General features: G+C 37.1%; 17 protein-coding genes and 1 pseudogene. 6 read left to right on the top strand and 12 right to left on the bottom strand.

What is annotated here, in order from left to right:
- Nucleotides 1-267: 267 nt before the first annotated feature.
- From JCM14932_RS13385 to JCM14932_RS17525, 7 genes and pseudogenes are all read right to left on the bottom strand, one after another.
- On the bottom strand, nucleotides 268-1113 hold the full coding sequence (locus JCM14932_RS13385) for an aldo/keto reductase (protein ID WP_025025304.1): 846 nt from the start codon (nucleotides 1111-1113) through the stop codon (nucleotides 268-270).
- 146 nt (nucleotides 1114-1259) lie between these two features.
- Entirely contained in the window at nucleotides 1260-2102 is an 843-nt protein-coding gene (locus JCM14932_RS13380) for a metallophosphoesterase family protein (protein ID WP_025025303.1), read from the bottom strand.
- A 2-nt stretch (nucleotides 2103-2104) separates the two neighbouring features.
- A complete protein-coding gene (locus JCM14932_RS13375; RefSeq protein ID WP_025025302.1) occupies nucleotides 2105-3199 on the bottom strand; it encodes an ABC transporter ATP-binding protein in 1095 nt (364 codons plus the stop codon).
- A gap of 10 nt (nucleotides 3200-3209) precedes the next feature.
- Nucleotides 3210-4028 (bottom strand): carbohydrate ABC transporter permease, encoded by an 819-nt coding sequence (locus JCM14932_RS13370; RefSeq protein WP_025025301.1) that lies wholly within the window; start codon nucleotides 4026-4028, stop codon nucleotides 3210-3212.
- Entirely contained in the window at nucleotides 4021-4899 is an 879-nt protein-coding gene (locus JCM14932_RS13365; protein ID WP_025025300.1) for a carbohydrate ABC transporter permease, read from the bottom strand. The genes JCM14932_RS13370 and JCM14932_RS13365 overlap by 8 nt, the downstream gene beginning before the upstream one ends.
- Nucleotides 4886-5428, bottom strand: coding sequence for an extracellular solute-binding protein (locus JCM14932_RS17530; protein WP_268870382.1), 543 nt, complete (start codon nucleotides 5426-5428; stop codon nucleotides 4886-4888). Before JCM14932_RS17530 ends, JCM14932_RS13365 begins: the two co-directional genes overlap by 14 nt.
- Before the next feature lie 128 nt (nucleotides 5429-5556).
- A pseudogene (locus JCM14932_RS17525) lies at nucleotides 5557-6114 on the bottom strand (extracellular solute-binding protein); the annotation flags it as partial.
- Between the two features lie 152 nt (nucleotides 6115-6266).
- On the opposite strand from JCM14932_RS17525, the gene JCM14932_RS13355 reads away from it, so the two are divergent.
- The 4 genes from JCM14932_RS13355 to JCM14932_RS13340 all read left to right on the top strand — a co-directional run bounded on the left by JCM14932_RS13355 (nucleotide 6267) and on the right by JCM14932_RS13340 (nucleotide 10276).
- Entirely contained in the window at nucleotides 6267-7259 is a 993-nt protein-coding gene (locus JCM14932_RS13355; RefSeq protein WP_025025299.1) for a LytTR family transcriptional regulator DNA-binding domain-containing protein, read from the top strand.
- Between the two features lie 113 nt (nucleotides 7260-7372).
- Nucleotides 7373-8227, top strand: coding sequence for an ABC transporter ATP-binding protein (locus JCM14932_RS13350; protein ID WP_025025298.1), 855 nt, complete (start codon nucleotides 7373-7375; stop codon nucleotides 8225-8227).
- Nucleotides 8224-8946, top strand: a complete 723-nt coding sequence (locus JCM14932_RS13345; protein ID WP_025025297.1) for an ABC transporter permease — start codon at nucleotides 8224-8226, stop codon at nucleotides 8944-8946. Before JCM14932_RS13350 ends, JCM14932_RS13345 begins: the two co-directional genes overlap by 4 nt.
- Nucleotides 8947-9112: 166 nt before the next feature.
- Nucleotides 9113-10276 carry a cation:proton antiporter gene (locus JCM14932_RS13340; RefSeq protein ID WP_025025296.1) on the top strand — a complete coding sequence of 388 codons (1164 nt, stop codon included), beginning with the start codon at nucleotides 9113-9115 and terminating at the stop codon, nucleotides 10274-10276.
- Between the two features lie 55 nt (nucleotides 10277-10331).
- Here JCM14932_RS13340 and JCM14932_RS13335 read toward each other — a convergent pair whose 3' ends face one another.
- A complete protein-coding gene (locus JCM14932_RS13335; RefSeq protein ID WP_025025295.1) occupies nucleotides 10332-10913 on the bottom strand; it encodes a peptidylprolyl isomerase in 582 nt (193 codons plus the stop codon).
- Between the two features lie 108 nt (nucleotides 10914-11021).
- Here JCM14932_RS13335 and JCM14932_RS13330 point away from each other — a divergent pair, with 108 nt between their 5' ends.
- Nucleotides 11022-11237 (top strand): hypothetical protein, encoded by a 216-nt coding sequence (locus tag JCM14932_RS13330; RefSeq protein WP_025025294.1) that lies wholly within the window; start codon nucleotides 11022-11024, stop codon nucleotides 11235-11237.
- A gap of 57 nt (nucleotides 11238-11294) precedes the next feature.
- A complete protein-coding gene (locus JCM14932_RS13325; protein ID WP_025025293.1) occupies nucleotides 11295-11525 on the top strand; it encodes a hypothetical protein in 231 nt (76 codons plus the stop codon).
- Nucleotides 11526-11562: 37 nt separating this feature from the next.
- Here the strand turns inward: JCM14932_RS13325 and JCM14932_RS13320 are convergent, their stop codons facing one another.
- The 4 genes from JCM14932_RS13320 to JCM14932_RS13305 form a co-directional block, all read right to left on the bottom strand.
- The gene (locus JCM14932_RS13320; protein WP_025025292.1) at nucleotides 11563-11871 is read right to left on the bottom strand and encodes a bacteriocin immunity protein; all 309 of its coding nucleotides are present in this window, start codon (nucleotides 11869-11871) and stop codon (nucleotides 11563-11565) included.
- A gap of 126 nt (nucleotides 11872-11997) precedes the next feature.
- Entirely contained in the window at nucleotides 11998-12933 is a 936-nt protein-coding gene (locus JCM14932_RS13315) for an FAD:protein FMN transferase (protein WP_025025291.1), read from the bottom strand.
- Between the two features lie 2 nt (nucleotides 12934-12935).
- The gene (locus JCM14932_RS13310; RefSeq protein ID WP_025025290.1) at nucleotides 12936-14069 is read right to left on the bottom strand and encodes an NAD(P)H-dependent oxidoreductase; all 1134 of its coding nucleotides are present in this window, start codon (nucleotides 14067-14069) and stop codon (nucleotides 12936-12938) included.
- Nucleotides 14070-14090: 21 nt separating this feature from the next.
- On the bottom strand, nucleotides 14091-14660 hold the full coding sequence (locus JCM14932_RS13305; RefSeq protein WP_025025289.1) for an NADPH-dependent FMN reductase: 570 nt from the start codon (nucleotides 14658-14660) through the stop codon (nucleotides 14091-14093).
- Nucleotides 14661-14764: the final 104 nt, after the last annotated feature.

Genomic DNA, 14764 nt, shown 5'->3' with positions numbered 1-14764 from the left:
TAGTTGATTATCATCATTGCAAGTACTTTTTAAAAGTTTTTTCATTTTTATTGAAAAGAATGTGAAAAGTAGTTGTTTCTGATTGCGACTTCAAAGAACATTGTACAAAACTCTACTATAGTATGTCAATAATTCATATTCCATCTATTACTTCAATTTCTCTAAGGGTAGAAATAATGGACTTTTACGCAACAACGTACACATACTACTACTCAAGCCACATATGACCAAACAAAAAGGCATCCCTAATAAGGAATGCCCAAGTAATTACTCTTGTGTAGGATTATGGAATGCCATTGGTGCAGTATCTGGCATTTGATTCAACGTCTTCATATCTTCATCACTAATAATAAAGTCCAACTTAGCATTAGCCTCAATATGTGGAAGCTGCGTTGCCTTTGGCAAAGGTAATACTCCGTTTTGAATAACAAACTTAATTGCCAATTGTGGAACACTGACATCATATTTCTTGGCAATTGTATTAATATCAGCATTATTAACTAATCCACCCGTTGCTAATGGTGAATATGCCTCTACCAAGATATTGTTATCCTTCGAAAACTTAGTGATCTTGGGTTCAGTATAGCCAACATAATATTGAATCTGATCAACCATAGGCTTTACCTTTGCGACATTCATTACATTTTGTAAATCATGAACGTTAAAGTTAGATACACCAATCGCCTTAACACGACCAGTTTGATAGATTTCCTCCATTGCACGCCATACATCTAGATTCTCCTTATCGTAATTAGAACCCATTTGTCCCCATGGCCATGGAGCGTGTACTAAGTACAAATCTAGATAATCGATATCGAGATTATTCATGGTCGTATTGAAATCTCTTAGGGCTCCATCATATGTTTTGGTCTCTCCAGGTAATTTAGAGGTTACAAATATCTCACTACGATCGATACCTGAATCTCTAACGGCCTGTCCAACTTCTTTTTCGTTAGCATATGCCAACGCCGTGTCAATATGACGATAACCAACGGTTAAGGCATCGAGTACTGCTTTGTGTGCCTTGCTTGCTGGAATTTGCCATGTTCCAAACGCTACTTGGGGGATTGCTACATCATTTGATAATTTAAAAGTTTCTGTTAATTGTGTCATTTGAATACCTTCTTCATAGGTTTAAAGCTGATATATCTCAATCAGTAACTGCATCATAAACCCTGAAGTTAACTTCAAGGCAAGCTATTTATTCAATTTTTTGTATCAAAACAAATAGACAGTGTCCAAAAAGACACTGTCCTAATTTATTCAAACAAACTGGAATCGACAAAATCAGTATTATCAATTGGTACTTGATTGATGATTTCATCATGAATCAATAACGATCTAGTCTCTACACCGACCTTTTCATTTTCAACGGTGATAATGCTGTAACTAGTCGCATCCATTACTAAATGATTATTATGATTGTCACAATTAATGTGATAAGCACTTGAATCAGCTGTACTGCATAAGATGTTTTCACGATTAAATTCTGTTGGAAAATGAATATGACCTGAAAAAATAGCTTTGACATTACTGCCACGAACAATCTTTAACAGTTCTTCTCCATTTTGCAAAATACTGTAACGCATATGTGTCACTGCTGGACCATCAATCGGATGATGCATAAATATCAACGACATCTTATCTGAAGACCGAATCGATCTATCCAACCAATCCAATTGTTCCTGACTGATATATCCCTGTTCAATATTGCCATAAGTACTATCAATGAAATAAATATCGCATAACCCTGTTGCAATACTGTAATAGTACTTATCCTGTGGCTCTTCTTCCAAGTAACCTCGATAGAAGGCCTTAGTCCGATCGTGATTACCCAATATCACGTAAATTGGTATGTGGAGTCTCTTACTCTGATAATCCACTATATCCCTTAGTTTTTGGTAATCGAACTCCACGCCCTCATGAACTAAATCCCCACTAATAACAATCATGTCTGGTCTCTCAGGCATCAATTCTACATCTTGAAAAACATTTTGTAGTTTAATGTAGGGATCCACACGTTGATGATTAGCAGGTGTCGCATCCCTCGGGGTTAAATGAGTATCAGTTATTTGAACTATCTTTAACTTATTATTTTTCAAAGTTAAACCCTATCCCAATAAATATTTTTTTGAGAATCAATGTCAAAAATAATACTGGTCTTCTCTTCTACTTGGATAAAGACCTTGTCACCAATAATACAATTCAAATCTTTTATCACTGCTTTAATAATATTAGTACTCGTGAGTTTAAGAGTTACTTGTGTGAACTTGCCATAATCGACAACTTTAGTAACTTCAGCTTCAGTTACAAATCCGTCTCCAGATTCCTTGGAAACTTTAATATGCTCTGGACGAACACCTAATAGATAGTTTGTTTGTGTTTGAATCTTCGAAGATTTACTGATTTCCACCAATTTATGTTCACCTAGATACAAGTAATTGTCCTTATAAGTAACTGGTAAAACATTTATTTGCGGAGTTCCGATAAACTTAGCCACAAATAGATTAGTTGGATTCTTGTAAATATTCTCTGGAGTATCGATCATTTGAATAATTCCATCATTCATTACAGCAATACGATCACCCAATGCCATGGCTTCAAGCTGGTCATGAGTTACATAAACAATAGTCTGCTTATTCTTATCATGTAAACTTTGAATCTCATCACGTGCTTTTTCTCGTAATTGGACATCGATATTGGATAATGGCTCATCTAAAAGAAATATCTTACTTTTTTTAGCCATACCCCTGCCCAGAGCAACACGTTGTTTCTGACCACCGGATAATTCTGACGGTAGACGATCCTTGTAATCAGATAAATTCAAAGTTTCTAAAATAGAAGTTAAACGTTTCTGTCTTTCATCTTTGGCGACTTTATGAACCTTCAAGGCATATTCTAGGTTTTGGTAGACGGTCATATTTGGATACAAAGCGTAATCTTGGAAAACCATTGCTATAGTGTGTCCGTCACTTGCCTTCTTTTTTAAGTCGTCGCCATCGATTAAAACTTCACCATCACTCGCTGTTTCAAGACCAGCAATCATTCGTAATGTGGTAGATTTACCACATCCAGACGGACCCAGTAAGACTAAGAATTCCCCAGCCGCAACTTCTAAATCTAGCTGGTCAATAACTTTGGTACTCTTAAATTCTTTGGTAACTTTTTTTAATTCAATAGTTGCGTTATTATCGTTCATTCTTTACCCCTTACTTCAGTCCGCTATTGCTGATGCTATTCAAAATATAACGTTGGAAAATCAAATAGATTATCAATGGTACAACAATCATGATCGATGACAATGCCATAGCTAATGGAAAGTTAGTCCCACCTTCACTAGAAATATAGTTTTGAAGTGCTAACGGCAAAGTAAAACTACTCTTGTCCTTCAAGATCAATGTGGGCCAAACATATTCATTCCATGAGTTAATAAAGAACATGGCACCAACACTGATAATACTTGGTTTCAAAATTGGTAAAACAATATTAAAGAAAATTCGACGGTTCGGAATATTGTCTATCTTTAATGAATCAAATAGACTTCCGGGAATCTTCTCCATCGTTTTCAAAAAAATCATAATACCTGTTGCATCACATAATTGTGGTAGCGCAACTCCAATTACACTATTCAGAAGATTCAACTTAGCTATTACTAGATAATTAGGAATCATCACAATAGTGAATGGTACAAAAATCGTCGCAACAAACAAAAGATAAATTAGGTTCTTATGTTTGAATTGATAGTACCGAAAGGCGTAGGCAGCCAACAGACCAGTGAATAACTTACCTACCGTAACCAATGTTGCCATAAAAAATGTATTCCAAACTAAACGAACCAAGTTAACTTGATGATTCAAGGTAGTGTAATTATCTATAGTAGGTTTGTTCGGAATCACACTTAGAATCGACTGATACGATTCTTGTAACGTCTTAAATGAATTAGAAATCATAAAGATTACTGGTAGCAATGCGATAATTCCGATAATTATCAATGGCAAATGCCACAATGCATTCTTCTTATTACTCATACCTCGACCTGCCTTCCACAAATTTGATCTCTAAGTAGAGCAGTACTAAGAAAATCAAAAATGTTGTAATGGCAAGAGCGGATGCGTTACCTGTCTTATATAGAACAAACGCGTTCAAATATGTATGATACAAAACATTAGAAGATCCGTAGTATGGACCACCAGTCGTAATAACATTGATTGGTGTAAAAACATATTGCAGTCCTTGCACAATAGTTAAAATCAATACATAGATAGCAATGCTCTTATTCATTGGCAGAACAATATTCCAAATCATGCGCCACTTAGGGATTCGATCGACCGTTGTAGCATCTACGATGTTCTTTGGTATTGAACCTAATCCTGTTAATAGCAAGATGAAGTTATATCCAAAAACCTTCCAATTAGTAATCAAGCATATTACTATGATTGCCAGTCCACCTGAATTAGTCCAGTTTGGAAGAACAAAGCCGCTTTCCCTGAATAAAAACGCTACTGGTCCAGAAACTGGATTCAAAAGCCAAGAAAAGATCATCGCTCCAACCACCAAAGAGAACAAACTAGGGATAAAGAAGATGATTTTATATGCTCCTTGCATTCGTTTGATAAAGAACTTAACTACCAAAGAAATTACATACGGAACTATAAAGTTCAAAACTAGCAATAAGATAATATAGAAGAAAGTATTCATTAACACCTTTTGATTAACTGGATCAGTGAAAACTTCAATGTAGTTTCTCATCCCCACAAAGTCCTTGGTTGGAGCAATCAAATTCCAATCAAAGAAACTCAAATAGAAAGTATAAATAATTGGAATAATCATAAAGATAGTTAATAAAATTCCCGTGGGCATTAAATATAAAAACGGTAGAATTTTTTTATTGTTGTGCATTGATCTTTTCCTGTACTGATTTCAATGTAGATGAAATATCACTACCAGATAAAATCTTATCACGGGCATCGATCATTGCTTGTTCTGCTTGTAAACCATTCTTAGGGAATGAAGTCCATGGAATTGCCTTGTCCAGAGTATCAACAGCTGGAACAAGCATTGGATTTTCACCAACATAGTCTTTGAATTCTTTTGATTCTAGAGCATCCTTAGTTGGAGGTAAGTATCCTGTACCTTTGCTCCAAGTAACTGATGAACTAGCTTTGAACATGAACTTCTCAAATTCCCATGCAGCTTTTTGTTGCGTAGAGTCTTGCGCAGTAATAGCCAACATTGAACCACCAACTGGAACAGTAGTCTTGTGACCTTCGAAGTGTGGAGCAATGATAGCACCAGCATTAAAGCTGGCACCCTTCTTGATATGCGATGCTTGAGCAATTGTTGTGAATGCCATGGCAACGTCACCCTTAACGAATGAATCCATACCTTGTGCCCAAGGTGTATGAAGAGCTGTCTTGTCTGTAACCATTTCTTGATAAAGCTTGTATGCACCTTCACCATTTTCACTGGCAAATGCAGCTTACCACCCTTTTGAATATCAGCACCATTACTCAACATAATGGCTTGTTGTGCCCATGTATCACCTGGTTCTTGGATGTACAATCCATACTTGCCACTTTGTTCATTGATACTCTTAGCAGCTTTTTGTACACCTTCCCAAGTGTCTAATGATTTAACATCAACATTGTATTGCTTCAATAGATCCTTATTAATGAATAAGACTGGTGTACTCAATGAATAAGGTAACCCGACTAGCTTCTTGCTAGCATCCTTAGCGAATGACAGAGTCTTAGTTGTGAAATGATCAGTAATAAATTTGTCATTCCCATCGAACTTCTTAGCGGCATCAGTTGGTGTCATGTATTTGAAATTGCTAGCGAAGTAATTGTCATAAGCCCAACCTACTTGAGTAACATCAGGAACCTTACCTGAAGCTTGAGCAGATTGAAGGTTTTGCATCAATCCTTTATACATATTTGGATTGTACTTAGCGGTAACCTTAATATTCTTGTGAGTCTTGTTGAATTCTTTAACTAGTTCATCAACAGTCGCACCACCTTGGGTTTGAGCGTTAACGTGCCAGTAGGTAATGTGTGTTACTGAATTGGCTGAAGTCTTAGAAGTTGATGAACAGCCTGCGAATACAACTGCCATCAAAGCTAGTCCAACCAAAGCTAAAAATTGCTTAAAATATTTTGTTTTCAATTCTTTTCCTCCTATGTGTCCTTAATATTAGGGAATAAATGTATATTTCTTATATACTTAATGTATTGTTTGTGTAAAGTTTACGAAAGTGAGAAATTATCATGCCATTAATTACATTAAAAGATGTTTTGAAACAAGACGACGGAGTTATTACACTCAAAAACATTAATCTGACCATCAATTCTGGAAGTCAAATCGGTATCAAAATGAGCCCAGAAGAAACAAGACAATTATTCGACCTAATAACCGGTCAAACAACAGTCTCTAGTGGAAATATCGAATATCAAACCACCTCGATAATTTCTGAATTAAACGAAGATGGACTCTACGAAAAAATGACCGTCGCCAGATATATAAAAACTTTCAAAAAAATAGCTAATTACCAAGACGACATCAACCAACATATCGAACACTTCTCACTTCAAGACATCTGGCAAACAAAAATCAATCAACTGACACCGAATCAAAAAAAGCGTGTCAGTTTGTTTAGAATGTTCATTCTCTCTCCGAAGTTATTATTAATTGAAAGTCCTCTAATTAACGCTAACGATGATGGTATCAAATTGTATTTGAAGGCAGTCGACTACTTACGATCCCAAAACATTACCATCCTATTCTCATCATTCTATATAGAAGAGCTTCTACTATTGTGTAAAGACTTCTATCGTTATAACGGTGCTACTGGATTGGAAAAAATCGAAGTTGAAGATGAAAGTACTGCTGAAGAATCTGCAAATACCAAGGAGTTTCACCCTAGCAAGGTCTTCAAGGTCGCTTGTAAGATGGCTGACAAAACCATCTACTTCAGCCCTAATGAAATAGATTTTATCGAGAGTATCAATTCGGTAAGCAATATTCGTATTGGCGATGACTATTATCCTTCCAACCTAACTATGAATGAATTAGAAAACAAATTGACACATTTTGGATTCTTCAGATGCCATCGTTCTTACTTGGTAAACCTACAACAAATATCTGAACTCATCAGTTACTCGAGAAATAGTTATACCCTGATATTGAAACGACCTGCTAAAGAAAAACTCCCACTCTCACGTGCAAAAGTAGAGGAACTGCGCCAACTTATCGAATCATAACGATCATTTAAAGCACAACTCGGCGTCTGCTGGCCACAGTTCAGCGATTTTTTAAGGCAAAGAGCAAGTTTTCTCCTAAGATTAATCTCGTAATCAAAGCAAGGGAGAAAATAATGAATCAACAAACAGTGATAAGTGTTGAGCACTTATCAAAACACTTTAAAGAGCAAGTTGCTCTAAAAGATTTAAGTTTTTCTATTAAACGAGGTGAGATTTTTGGTTTCTTAGGACCATCCGGTGCCGGAAAAACCACCACCATTAAAATTCTGACCGGCCAAATGAAGCAAAGTGGCGGAAATGCGTCCGTTCTCAATACCTCGGTTAATAAAATTAATGAGAATATTTATGAACAAATCGGAATAGTGACCCATAATAGCGGACTGTATGACAAGTTATCCGTCTACAAGAATTTAGAAATATTTGCCCGCCTATTAAACGTTAATAAATCATACATCAACGAAATCCTAACCAGAGTTGGATTATTTAATGACAAAAACAAAAAAGCCGGCAAACTCTCTCAAGGAATGCGGCAAAGACTAATACTAGCTAGAGCAGTACTCCACAAACCTAAAGTATTGTTTCTAGATGAGCCAACCAGCGGACTTGATCCAAGTACACAGATTGCAATTCATAAGTTGATCACTGAATTAAGAGATGAAGGTACTGCAGTCTTTTTGACAACTCACAATATGGAAGAAGCTGACAAGTTATGTGATCAGCTAGCACTACTAAACGACGGAAAAATCGTCGAAACTGGTACTCCCAGAGAAATAAGATTGAATCATAATAAGAAAAAACGCTACAAAGTCCTTTTGAAAAATAATGAGGAATTGACGCTATCGCAGTCAGTGGAAACTACACAAAAGATCAACTGGTGGATGGAAAGTAATGAATTGGTAACGATTCATTCATGCGAACCAACATTGGAAACAGTCTTTTTAGAAGTTACAGGGAGGGAATTAGTTTGAACTTATCAATTAGAAAAATCAGTGCAATTTTTGAATTAAAAATACAATCAATGTTTACAAATATGTCCATCATGGTAGCACCCATACTTTCAATCGGCTTCGTGCTTTTAATGAAAATAGCCATGCCCAGCGCCGTTGCTACAGGTGCATATCTGCTAGGGATGGGCTTATCATTTAACAACATCATGGGTGGAATTATGATGGGCAGCTACCCACTGTCTGAAGAAAAAGAGAAAAACACGCTCAGAGTTCTGATGACATCTTCTGTTAGTAGTGTGGAATTCATTATTGGGAGTATATTACCTTCGCTCCTTATAACAGTAATAATCAATATAGTTTTGATTCCCATCGCCGGTGTACCAGTAGGAAAAATAGACTGGCCAATTTACTTGCTCTATACGACTGTCACAGCTTTGATAAGCATTATAATTGGTTACGTAATTGGTATTTATTCAAATAGTCAAATGCAAGCTGGCAATCTAAGCATGCCAATAATGCTGCTCTTCACTCTAACACCGATGTTTCAGTCTTTTAACAAGACTATTGAGAATATCATGTCCTTCACTTATCCTGGGATGCTAAATGATTTCGTGCTCCACTCCATGACAAATAATTACAATATTAATTTTAAAGACGTCAGTGTCTTGGTTATTTGGTTAATAGTGTGCTTAGGAATATTCATCTATGCATATTCCAAAAATGGACTAGACTCAGAATAAGATTCATGCAACTGACTATACAGCAACAAATCCAGTATGTTATCATATTATAAATTAAAAATATGATTGATCGGTTGGCGAAAGCTTCAAGGTAATTCCTTCTCAGGGGTGTGAGGAGGATTATTTTGGGGCTTTTTTTAATCCACTTGAAGGAGAAATATAATTTATGGTTTTTTTAGGAATTTTAGTTCTAATCTTGATCACAACAACTATCGTTGGTCACTATTCATCAAGAATCGGCGTTCCAGCGGTCATCGGACAACTGCTAGTCGGTATCATCTTAGGTCCAGCAATACTCAATTGGGTCAAACCAACTGAGTTCATTCATGTTTTCTCAGAAATGGGTGTAATCATTCTAATGTTCATCGCTGGGATCGAGAGCGATATGCAGTTGTTAAAGAAATATCTCAAGCCTAGTTTTCTAGTCGCTATTCTAGGCGTTATCGTGCCAGTCGTATTAACATACGGTGTCGGAACAATGTTTCATATGAATGCTACCGAGAGCTTATTTCTAAGTGTTATTTTTGCTGCAACTTCAGTTTCGATCTCTGTAGCTGTTTTGAAAGAACTCGACGTCTTGAATGGCAAAGCTGGTGCAACGATTCTCGGTGCCGCCGTCGTTGACGATATTCTGGCGGTTATCATCTTAAGTGTTATGGTTAGCTTACTTGGAGGAGGAAAAAATTCTTCAGGTGGACCATCTCTGCTAATAACATTTGCTGAACAAATAATTTACTTCGTCGCTATTTACTTCGTGGTTAAATTTGTAGCGCCATACATGGCCAAAATTGGTGAAAAGTTATTCATTCCTGTCGGCCCAACTATTATGGCAATGATTCTCTGCTTCGGTATGGCATACATTGCTGATTTAATCGGATTAAGTTCAGTTGTTGGGGCCTTCTTCGCCGGAATCGCCATCTCACAAACCAAAGTCCGTGATGAAGTCGATCGTAGTATCGAACCGATCGGATATGCCATCTTCATCCCTGTCTTCTTCGTAAGTATTGGCTTGAATATGACCTTGAATGGAATTGAACACGACCTTTGGTTCATCGTTGTTCTAACTCTTGTCGCAATTATTTCCAAGTTATTCGGTGCTGGACTAGGTGCTCGCGTGTCCAAATTCAGCATGAACGAGTCTTACATGGTTGGTGCCGGCATGGTATCTCGTGGAGAAATGGCTTTGATCATCGCACAAATCGGTTACCAATCCAAATTGATTTCTTCTGATTACTATTCAGCAATCATCGCAGCGGTTATTTTAACAACCTTGATCGCTCCATTTTTACTCAAACACGCTGCCAAAAGTGCACCACAAGATCTAAACTAAAAAATCGTCCTCAATTCAAATTAGAATTGGGAACGATTTTTATTTACGTAAAAATTTATTCAGCTACTTCAACACTTTCCATAACAACATCTTCATTAGGCTTATCATTACGGTCACGCTTTACTTTGGCGATTTCTCTAACAACATCCATACCATCAATAACTTGACCAAAAACCGTGTGTCTATGATCCAACCAAGGTGTACCACCGTTCTTGTATGCAGCAATGATCTCTTCAGGATAACCTGCAGGAGCCATTTGCTTGATCATACGCTTAGGCATGTTTTGGTTTGAAACGATAAAGAATTGACTGCCGTTAGTATTAGGACCAGCATTAGCCATTGATAGTGCACCATCTAAGTTGAACAATTCACTTGAGAATTCATCTTCAAAGGCATCACCATAAATACTTTCTCCACCCATACCAGTTCCAGTTGGGTCTCCACCTTGAATCATGAAGTCAGGAATTACACGATGAAAAATAACACCGTTGTAATAATCTTTCTTAGCCAATTCAACGAAGTTCTTAACTGTCTTAGGTACCAGCTCATCAAATAATTGAATCTTGATGTCACCATGATTTGTTTTGATAGTAACTTTTGTGCCTGTAGCACTGTCTAAATTTAATTGTGGATACATTTTTTATTCCTTTCGAAGTTCATTTTAATATTTTTCTCGTAATTTAAATTATACCAATAATTACAAGGTATAACTTAATTCAGAACTTATATCAAAGGAGTTTTTTTCATGCACACGTTAGAAATCATCAATCACGACATTATTAATGATGATCAGTTAATGATCCACGCCACAGGCCAGAATAATTTTACCAATGAATTACGCCTCAAAGCTGCTATTGCACTGGTAAATTCATTATCCGACTTGGACTACACGACTCAAGAGGAATATGACTCATACATCAAATTATGCAGTACTTTAAAAAAATCCGTTCAATATCTCTAAAAACACGAAATTTTAATTATGTCGTTAAATCGGCAAAAAAATAAATGGAGAATCCGAATGGCAAAAATGGGTATTGAACGACACGATTTAGCATCTGGTGAGGTTCTAAAGATCCTTATCTCAGAAAACTCCCGTATCAATTACTTTGGGGACGATTTAAAAGTCAAGGCTGCTTTGGCACTATTAGATACTACTGACTCCAATCGCTTTTTTGAATGGGGTAAAGATGAATTATATTACGACCTTTGCGATGCCTTAAAAAGTGCCGTTGAACATTTCGAGAACTAAAAAAACTGGATTCAGAATTATATCTGAATCCAGTTTTTTAGAACCACACAGTACCCGCCAACATAGCCGTCAACGCTGTAGTATCATACTTCACGGCATAATGTTTAACCTGATCATGCAATACAACCAAAGCTCGCAGTGGTTCCTTTGGATGTGAGAAGCAATAAGTCGCAATCTTCTTACACAATCTAGTCGAAACTAGATCAACATCCTCCGATTTCTCTAATTCCTTCGCTGAATCAAGAAGAATCTTTTTAGCATCAGCGCTCTTCTTAACATCCGGATCAGAATACGCTGTACTGATTTGATCCATCATTGCTTTAACTTTTTCATCTCTAGTTTTCATTTTCAAATACTCCTTAAAGAGTGAAGTAACTCATTGAACTAATATTCTTTCAGTTTTTATTATACATTCTTATCGTTATAACGATAGCAAAAAAGCACATCTAACTAAAGATGTACTTTTGTAAAATCATATTATACTAACGTCAATAGTAGTGAAACTGCCATCTTTGTAAATCAAGACGGCACCATATATGTCATCATTGCCAACTCCCCAATCAGGGATCGGACCTCCAGCAAAGAATAGACGCTTAGCTTCTAGTTCACCTTCGATTGAATTCTTTACAAAGACCGTTACACCTGCTAAATCAGTGTCCAGGGGATATCCAGTTCTTGGGTCAATAACATGATGATACTTCTTACCATTGATCTCTAAATAACGTTCATAGATTCCAGTTGTAACAGCGGAACATTCACCAATGCGGACATTGCCAATTGTTTCACCACGGCTACTAGTAGGATCTTGCACACCAACGATCCAATGCTTATCATCATGAGTTGGGCTCTGGCCGACAAAGAGAATATTGCCACCGAGATCAATAATGCCACTGGCAATACCCATAGCACGCCACAAGTCACGAATCCTATCTGCAATATAGCCTTTGGCGATACCGCCAAGATCTAATTCCATCCCTGACTTCTTCAAGAAAACCGACATCTGATTGTCACTTAACTCGACATCATCAGGACTAATAATCTTCATTCGCTCTTTGATAGCATCATCACTGGGAATATTGGCACCAACGAAGCCGATCTTCCATAATTTAACCAATGGACCGATCGTCGTATTAAAGCCAAAGTTCTGACGACTGTACTCGATCGCTGTTTTAACCAAATCATACGTTGCACTGGAAACTTGAACAGCTTCCACTCCGGCAGCATGATTGATCGCCATAACTTCTGAATGACTGCGATTGACTGTCAATGAATCTTCATATGATTGAATTAACTTAAAAGCCTCATTGACGCCTTGATCATCGATCGTACCAAAAGTGGTCAGGTTAATAGTTGTCCCCAACGCATAACCGGATTTATCGACACGATGTTGTGCTAAATCATCTATCATAATTATTCAGTCTTATCTTCTTTTTCTTCATCATGCTCTGAAGCGCCGGTTGTAGCGTCAGCTTCTGCATCTGCTGAAGCAGCTGGTCCAGTTGCTTCTCCGTCATCATCATGCTTTGAAGCACCTGATGTGGCATCTGGGAAGCCATCGAACTTGCCATCTTTAACTAGGTTAACAAGGTGACCCACGTTTCCAGTGAATTCCATTGTTCCTAAGTATCTGCCATTCTCATCACGAACAGCAAAGTAGTTGATCCATACCTTGTGTCCATTCAATGGTAGACAACGCTCAACGTGATCTTTCGTACCAAGTTTGAATGCATCCAAGATAGCTCTAACACCTGGCAAAGCCTTTGGTGGGTGACATTCTTCTACAGTTTCACCGATTTCGTTTGGATAACGAACGTGCTCACGGTTTGGTTTATCTGAGTAATATGCGAAGTGATCTGTATCATCGATAAAGTCAATTTCAAATGGTAATGTATTAAAGATTTGTTGAATCTCTTTAACCTTCAAACTACCGGTACGGAATTGAACTTTTGCTTCGCTACTGATATGTGGTTCTGTCATATTATCGTCTCCCTCTTCTAGATAACGCATATTTGATCTTACAAATTTATTGAATGCTGCAAAACTGTCTTCCAAGTTATGAACAACATTAATATCTGTCACAAAACCATTTTTGTCAAAGGTCTTTGCGGCATTGCCAATCAAGACTTCACTACCAGGAAGTACATCTGAATTCAAATCAGGTGATAGTAACATTTGACGCAATTGTTGTTGTGCACGTGATGTTCCTTGTGTTCCATAAGAAACACCCACGATCATGACTGGTTTTTCCTTCATTGTTGTGTGCTTGTACGACAACCATTCCAACCCACTCTTTAAGGCAGCAGGGATTGAATGATCATACTCTGGCGTTGCAATGATGACACCATCAGCGGTATTAACCTTGTTATTAAATCTCCAAACCTCAGTCTGTTCACTGTAAGGTAAGTCTTCATTAAATGGTGGTAATTGTTTTACTTCTAGTAATTCGATCTCGGCGGCGTTTCTAAAATGCCACTTCATATATTCTAGTAATTTACGATTATATGAAAAGTCAGCATTTGTTCCGACAATAGCAACAAGTTTCATAGAGTATTCTTCCTTCCTGAATTATTTAACCTTTTTGAAATCATTAATTTCTTCTGCGTATTTTTTGAATCCAGTGAAACATTGTTCCAAGAAACCAACTGTCCCCTGATTAATTAATTCACCGTCATTATCAAATGCCTTCTTAGCTGTTCCCAAGAAGAATTCATTTCCAGGAAATACTTCTGCAAAAACACCTGGTGAATCTAAAATTTCACGCAAGTGCGTTTGCGAACGAGAGGAACCTTGAGGATGAATTGATGCACCCACGATCATGACTGGTTTGCCATGTAGTGGATGAATACGATATGATAACCATTCGATAGCACTCTTTAGTGCTGATGGAACTGAGTGATTGTATTCTGGACAACCGATAATAACAGCATCTGCCGCTTCAATTCTCTTAGCTAACTCTGTAACTAGCTCAGGATCGTGATCCTCTTCACCAGCTGGATAGTTTTCGTTGAACATCGGAAAATCCTTGACCTCATTAATATTTATTTCATCGTCAGCAAAATGGTTTTTCATAAATTGCAATAATTTACGATTGTAGGATAATTTCTTATTAGAACCCACGATAGCCTCAATTTTCATAAATAACCTCCCGTTAATTTATATTTTTGTACAAATTGCAAAATACTTCACAAATATAATTTTAATATTATTCTTCACTATAGGCAAGCGCTTTCAGAATTTAT

Source organism: Companilactobacillus nodensis DSM 19682 = JCM 14932 = NBRC 107160, from assembly GCF_000615905.1.
In the GTDB taxonomy this organism is placed as follows: domain Bacteria; phylum Bacillota; class Bacilli; order Lactobacillales; family Lactobacillaceae; genus Companilactobacillus; species Companilactobacillus nodensis.
Note: the sequence above shows the minus strand (reverse complement) of the source record. Positions and strands in the feature narration are given on the sequence as shown.

What these genes read in the sequence shown, in the direction of transcription:
- JCM14932_RS13365 (WP_025025300.1), bottom strand. Translation starts at nt 4,899, where the DNA reads ATGCACAACAATAAAAAAATTCTACCGTTTTTATATTTAATGCCCACG.
- JCM14932_RS13375 (WP_025025302.1), bottom strand. Translation starts at nt 3,199, where the DNA reads ATGAACGATAATAACGCAACTATTGAATTAAAAAAAGTTACCAAAGAA.
- JCM14932_RS13385 (WP_025025304.1), bottom strand. Translation starts at nt 1,113, where the DNA reads ATGACACAATTAACAGAAACTTTTAAATTATCAAATGATGTAGCAATC.
- JCM14932_RS13370 (WP_025025301.1), bottom strand. Translation starts at nt 4,028, where the DNA reads ATGAGTAATAAGAAGAATGCATTGTGGCATTTGCCATTGATAATTATC.
- JCM14932_RS13310 (WP_025025290.1), bottom strand. Translation starts at nt 14,069, where the DNA reads ATGAAACTTGTTGCTATTGTCGGAACAAATGCTGACTTTTCATATAAT.
- JCM14932_RS17530 (WP_268870382.1), bottom strand. Translation starts at nt 5,428, where the DNA reads ATGGTTACAGACAAGACAGCTCTTCATACACCTTGGGCACAAGGTATG.
- JCM14932_RS13320 (WP_025025292.1), bottom strand. Translation starts at nt 11,871, where the DNA reads ATGAAAACTAGAGATGAAAAAGTTAAAGCAATGATGGATCAAATCAGT.
- JCM14932_RS13340 (WP_025025296.1), top strand. Translation starts at nt 9,113, where the DNA reads ATGGTTTTTTTAGGAATTTTAGTTCTAATCTTGATCACAACAACTATC.
- JCM14932_RS13325 (WP_025025293.1), top strand. Translation starts at nt 11,295, where the DNA reads ATGGCAAAAATGGGTATTGAACGACACGATTTAGCATCTGGTGAGGTT.
- JCM14932_RS13305 (WP_025025289.1), bottom strand. Translation starts at nt 14,660, where the DNA reads ATGAAAATTGAGGCTATCGTGGGTTCTAATAAGAAATTATCCTACAAT.
- JCM14932_RS13350 (WP_025025298.1), top strand. Translation starts at nt 7,373, where the DNA reads ATGAATCAACAAACAGTGATAAGTGTTGAGCACTTATCAAAACACTTT.
- JCM14932_RS13355 (WP_025025299.1), top strand. Translation starts at nt 6,267, where the DNA reads ATGCCATTAATTACATTAAAAGATGTTTTGAAACAAGACGACGGAGTT.
- JCM14932_RS13330 (WP_025025294.1), top strand. Translation starts at nt 11,022, where the DNA reads ATGCACACGTTAGAAATCATCAATCACGACATTATTAATGATGATCAG.
- JCM14932_RS13335 (WP_025025295.1), bottom strand. Translation starts at nt 10,913, where the DNA reads ATGTATCCACAATTAAATTTAGACAGTGCTACAGGCACAAAAGTTACT.
- JCM14932_RS13315 (WP_025025291.1), bottom strand. Translation starts at nt 12,933, where the DNA reads ATGATAGATGATTTAGCACAACATCGTGTCGATAAATCCGGTTATGCG.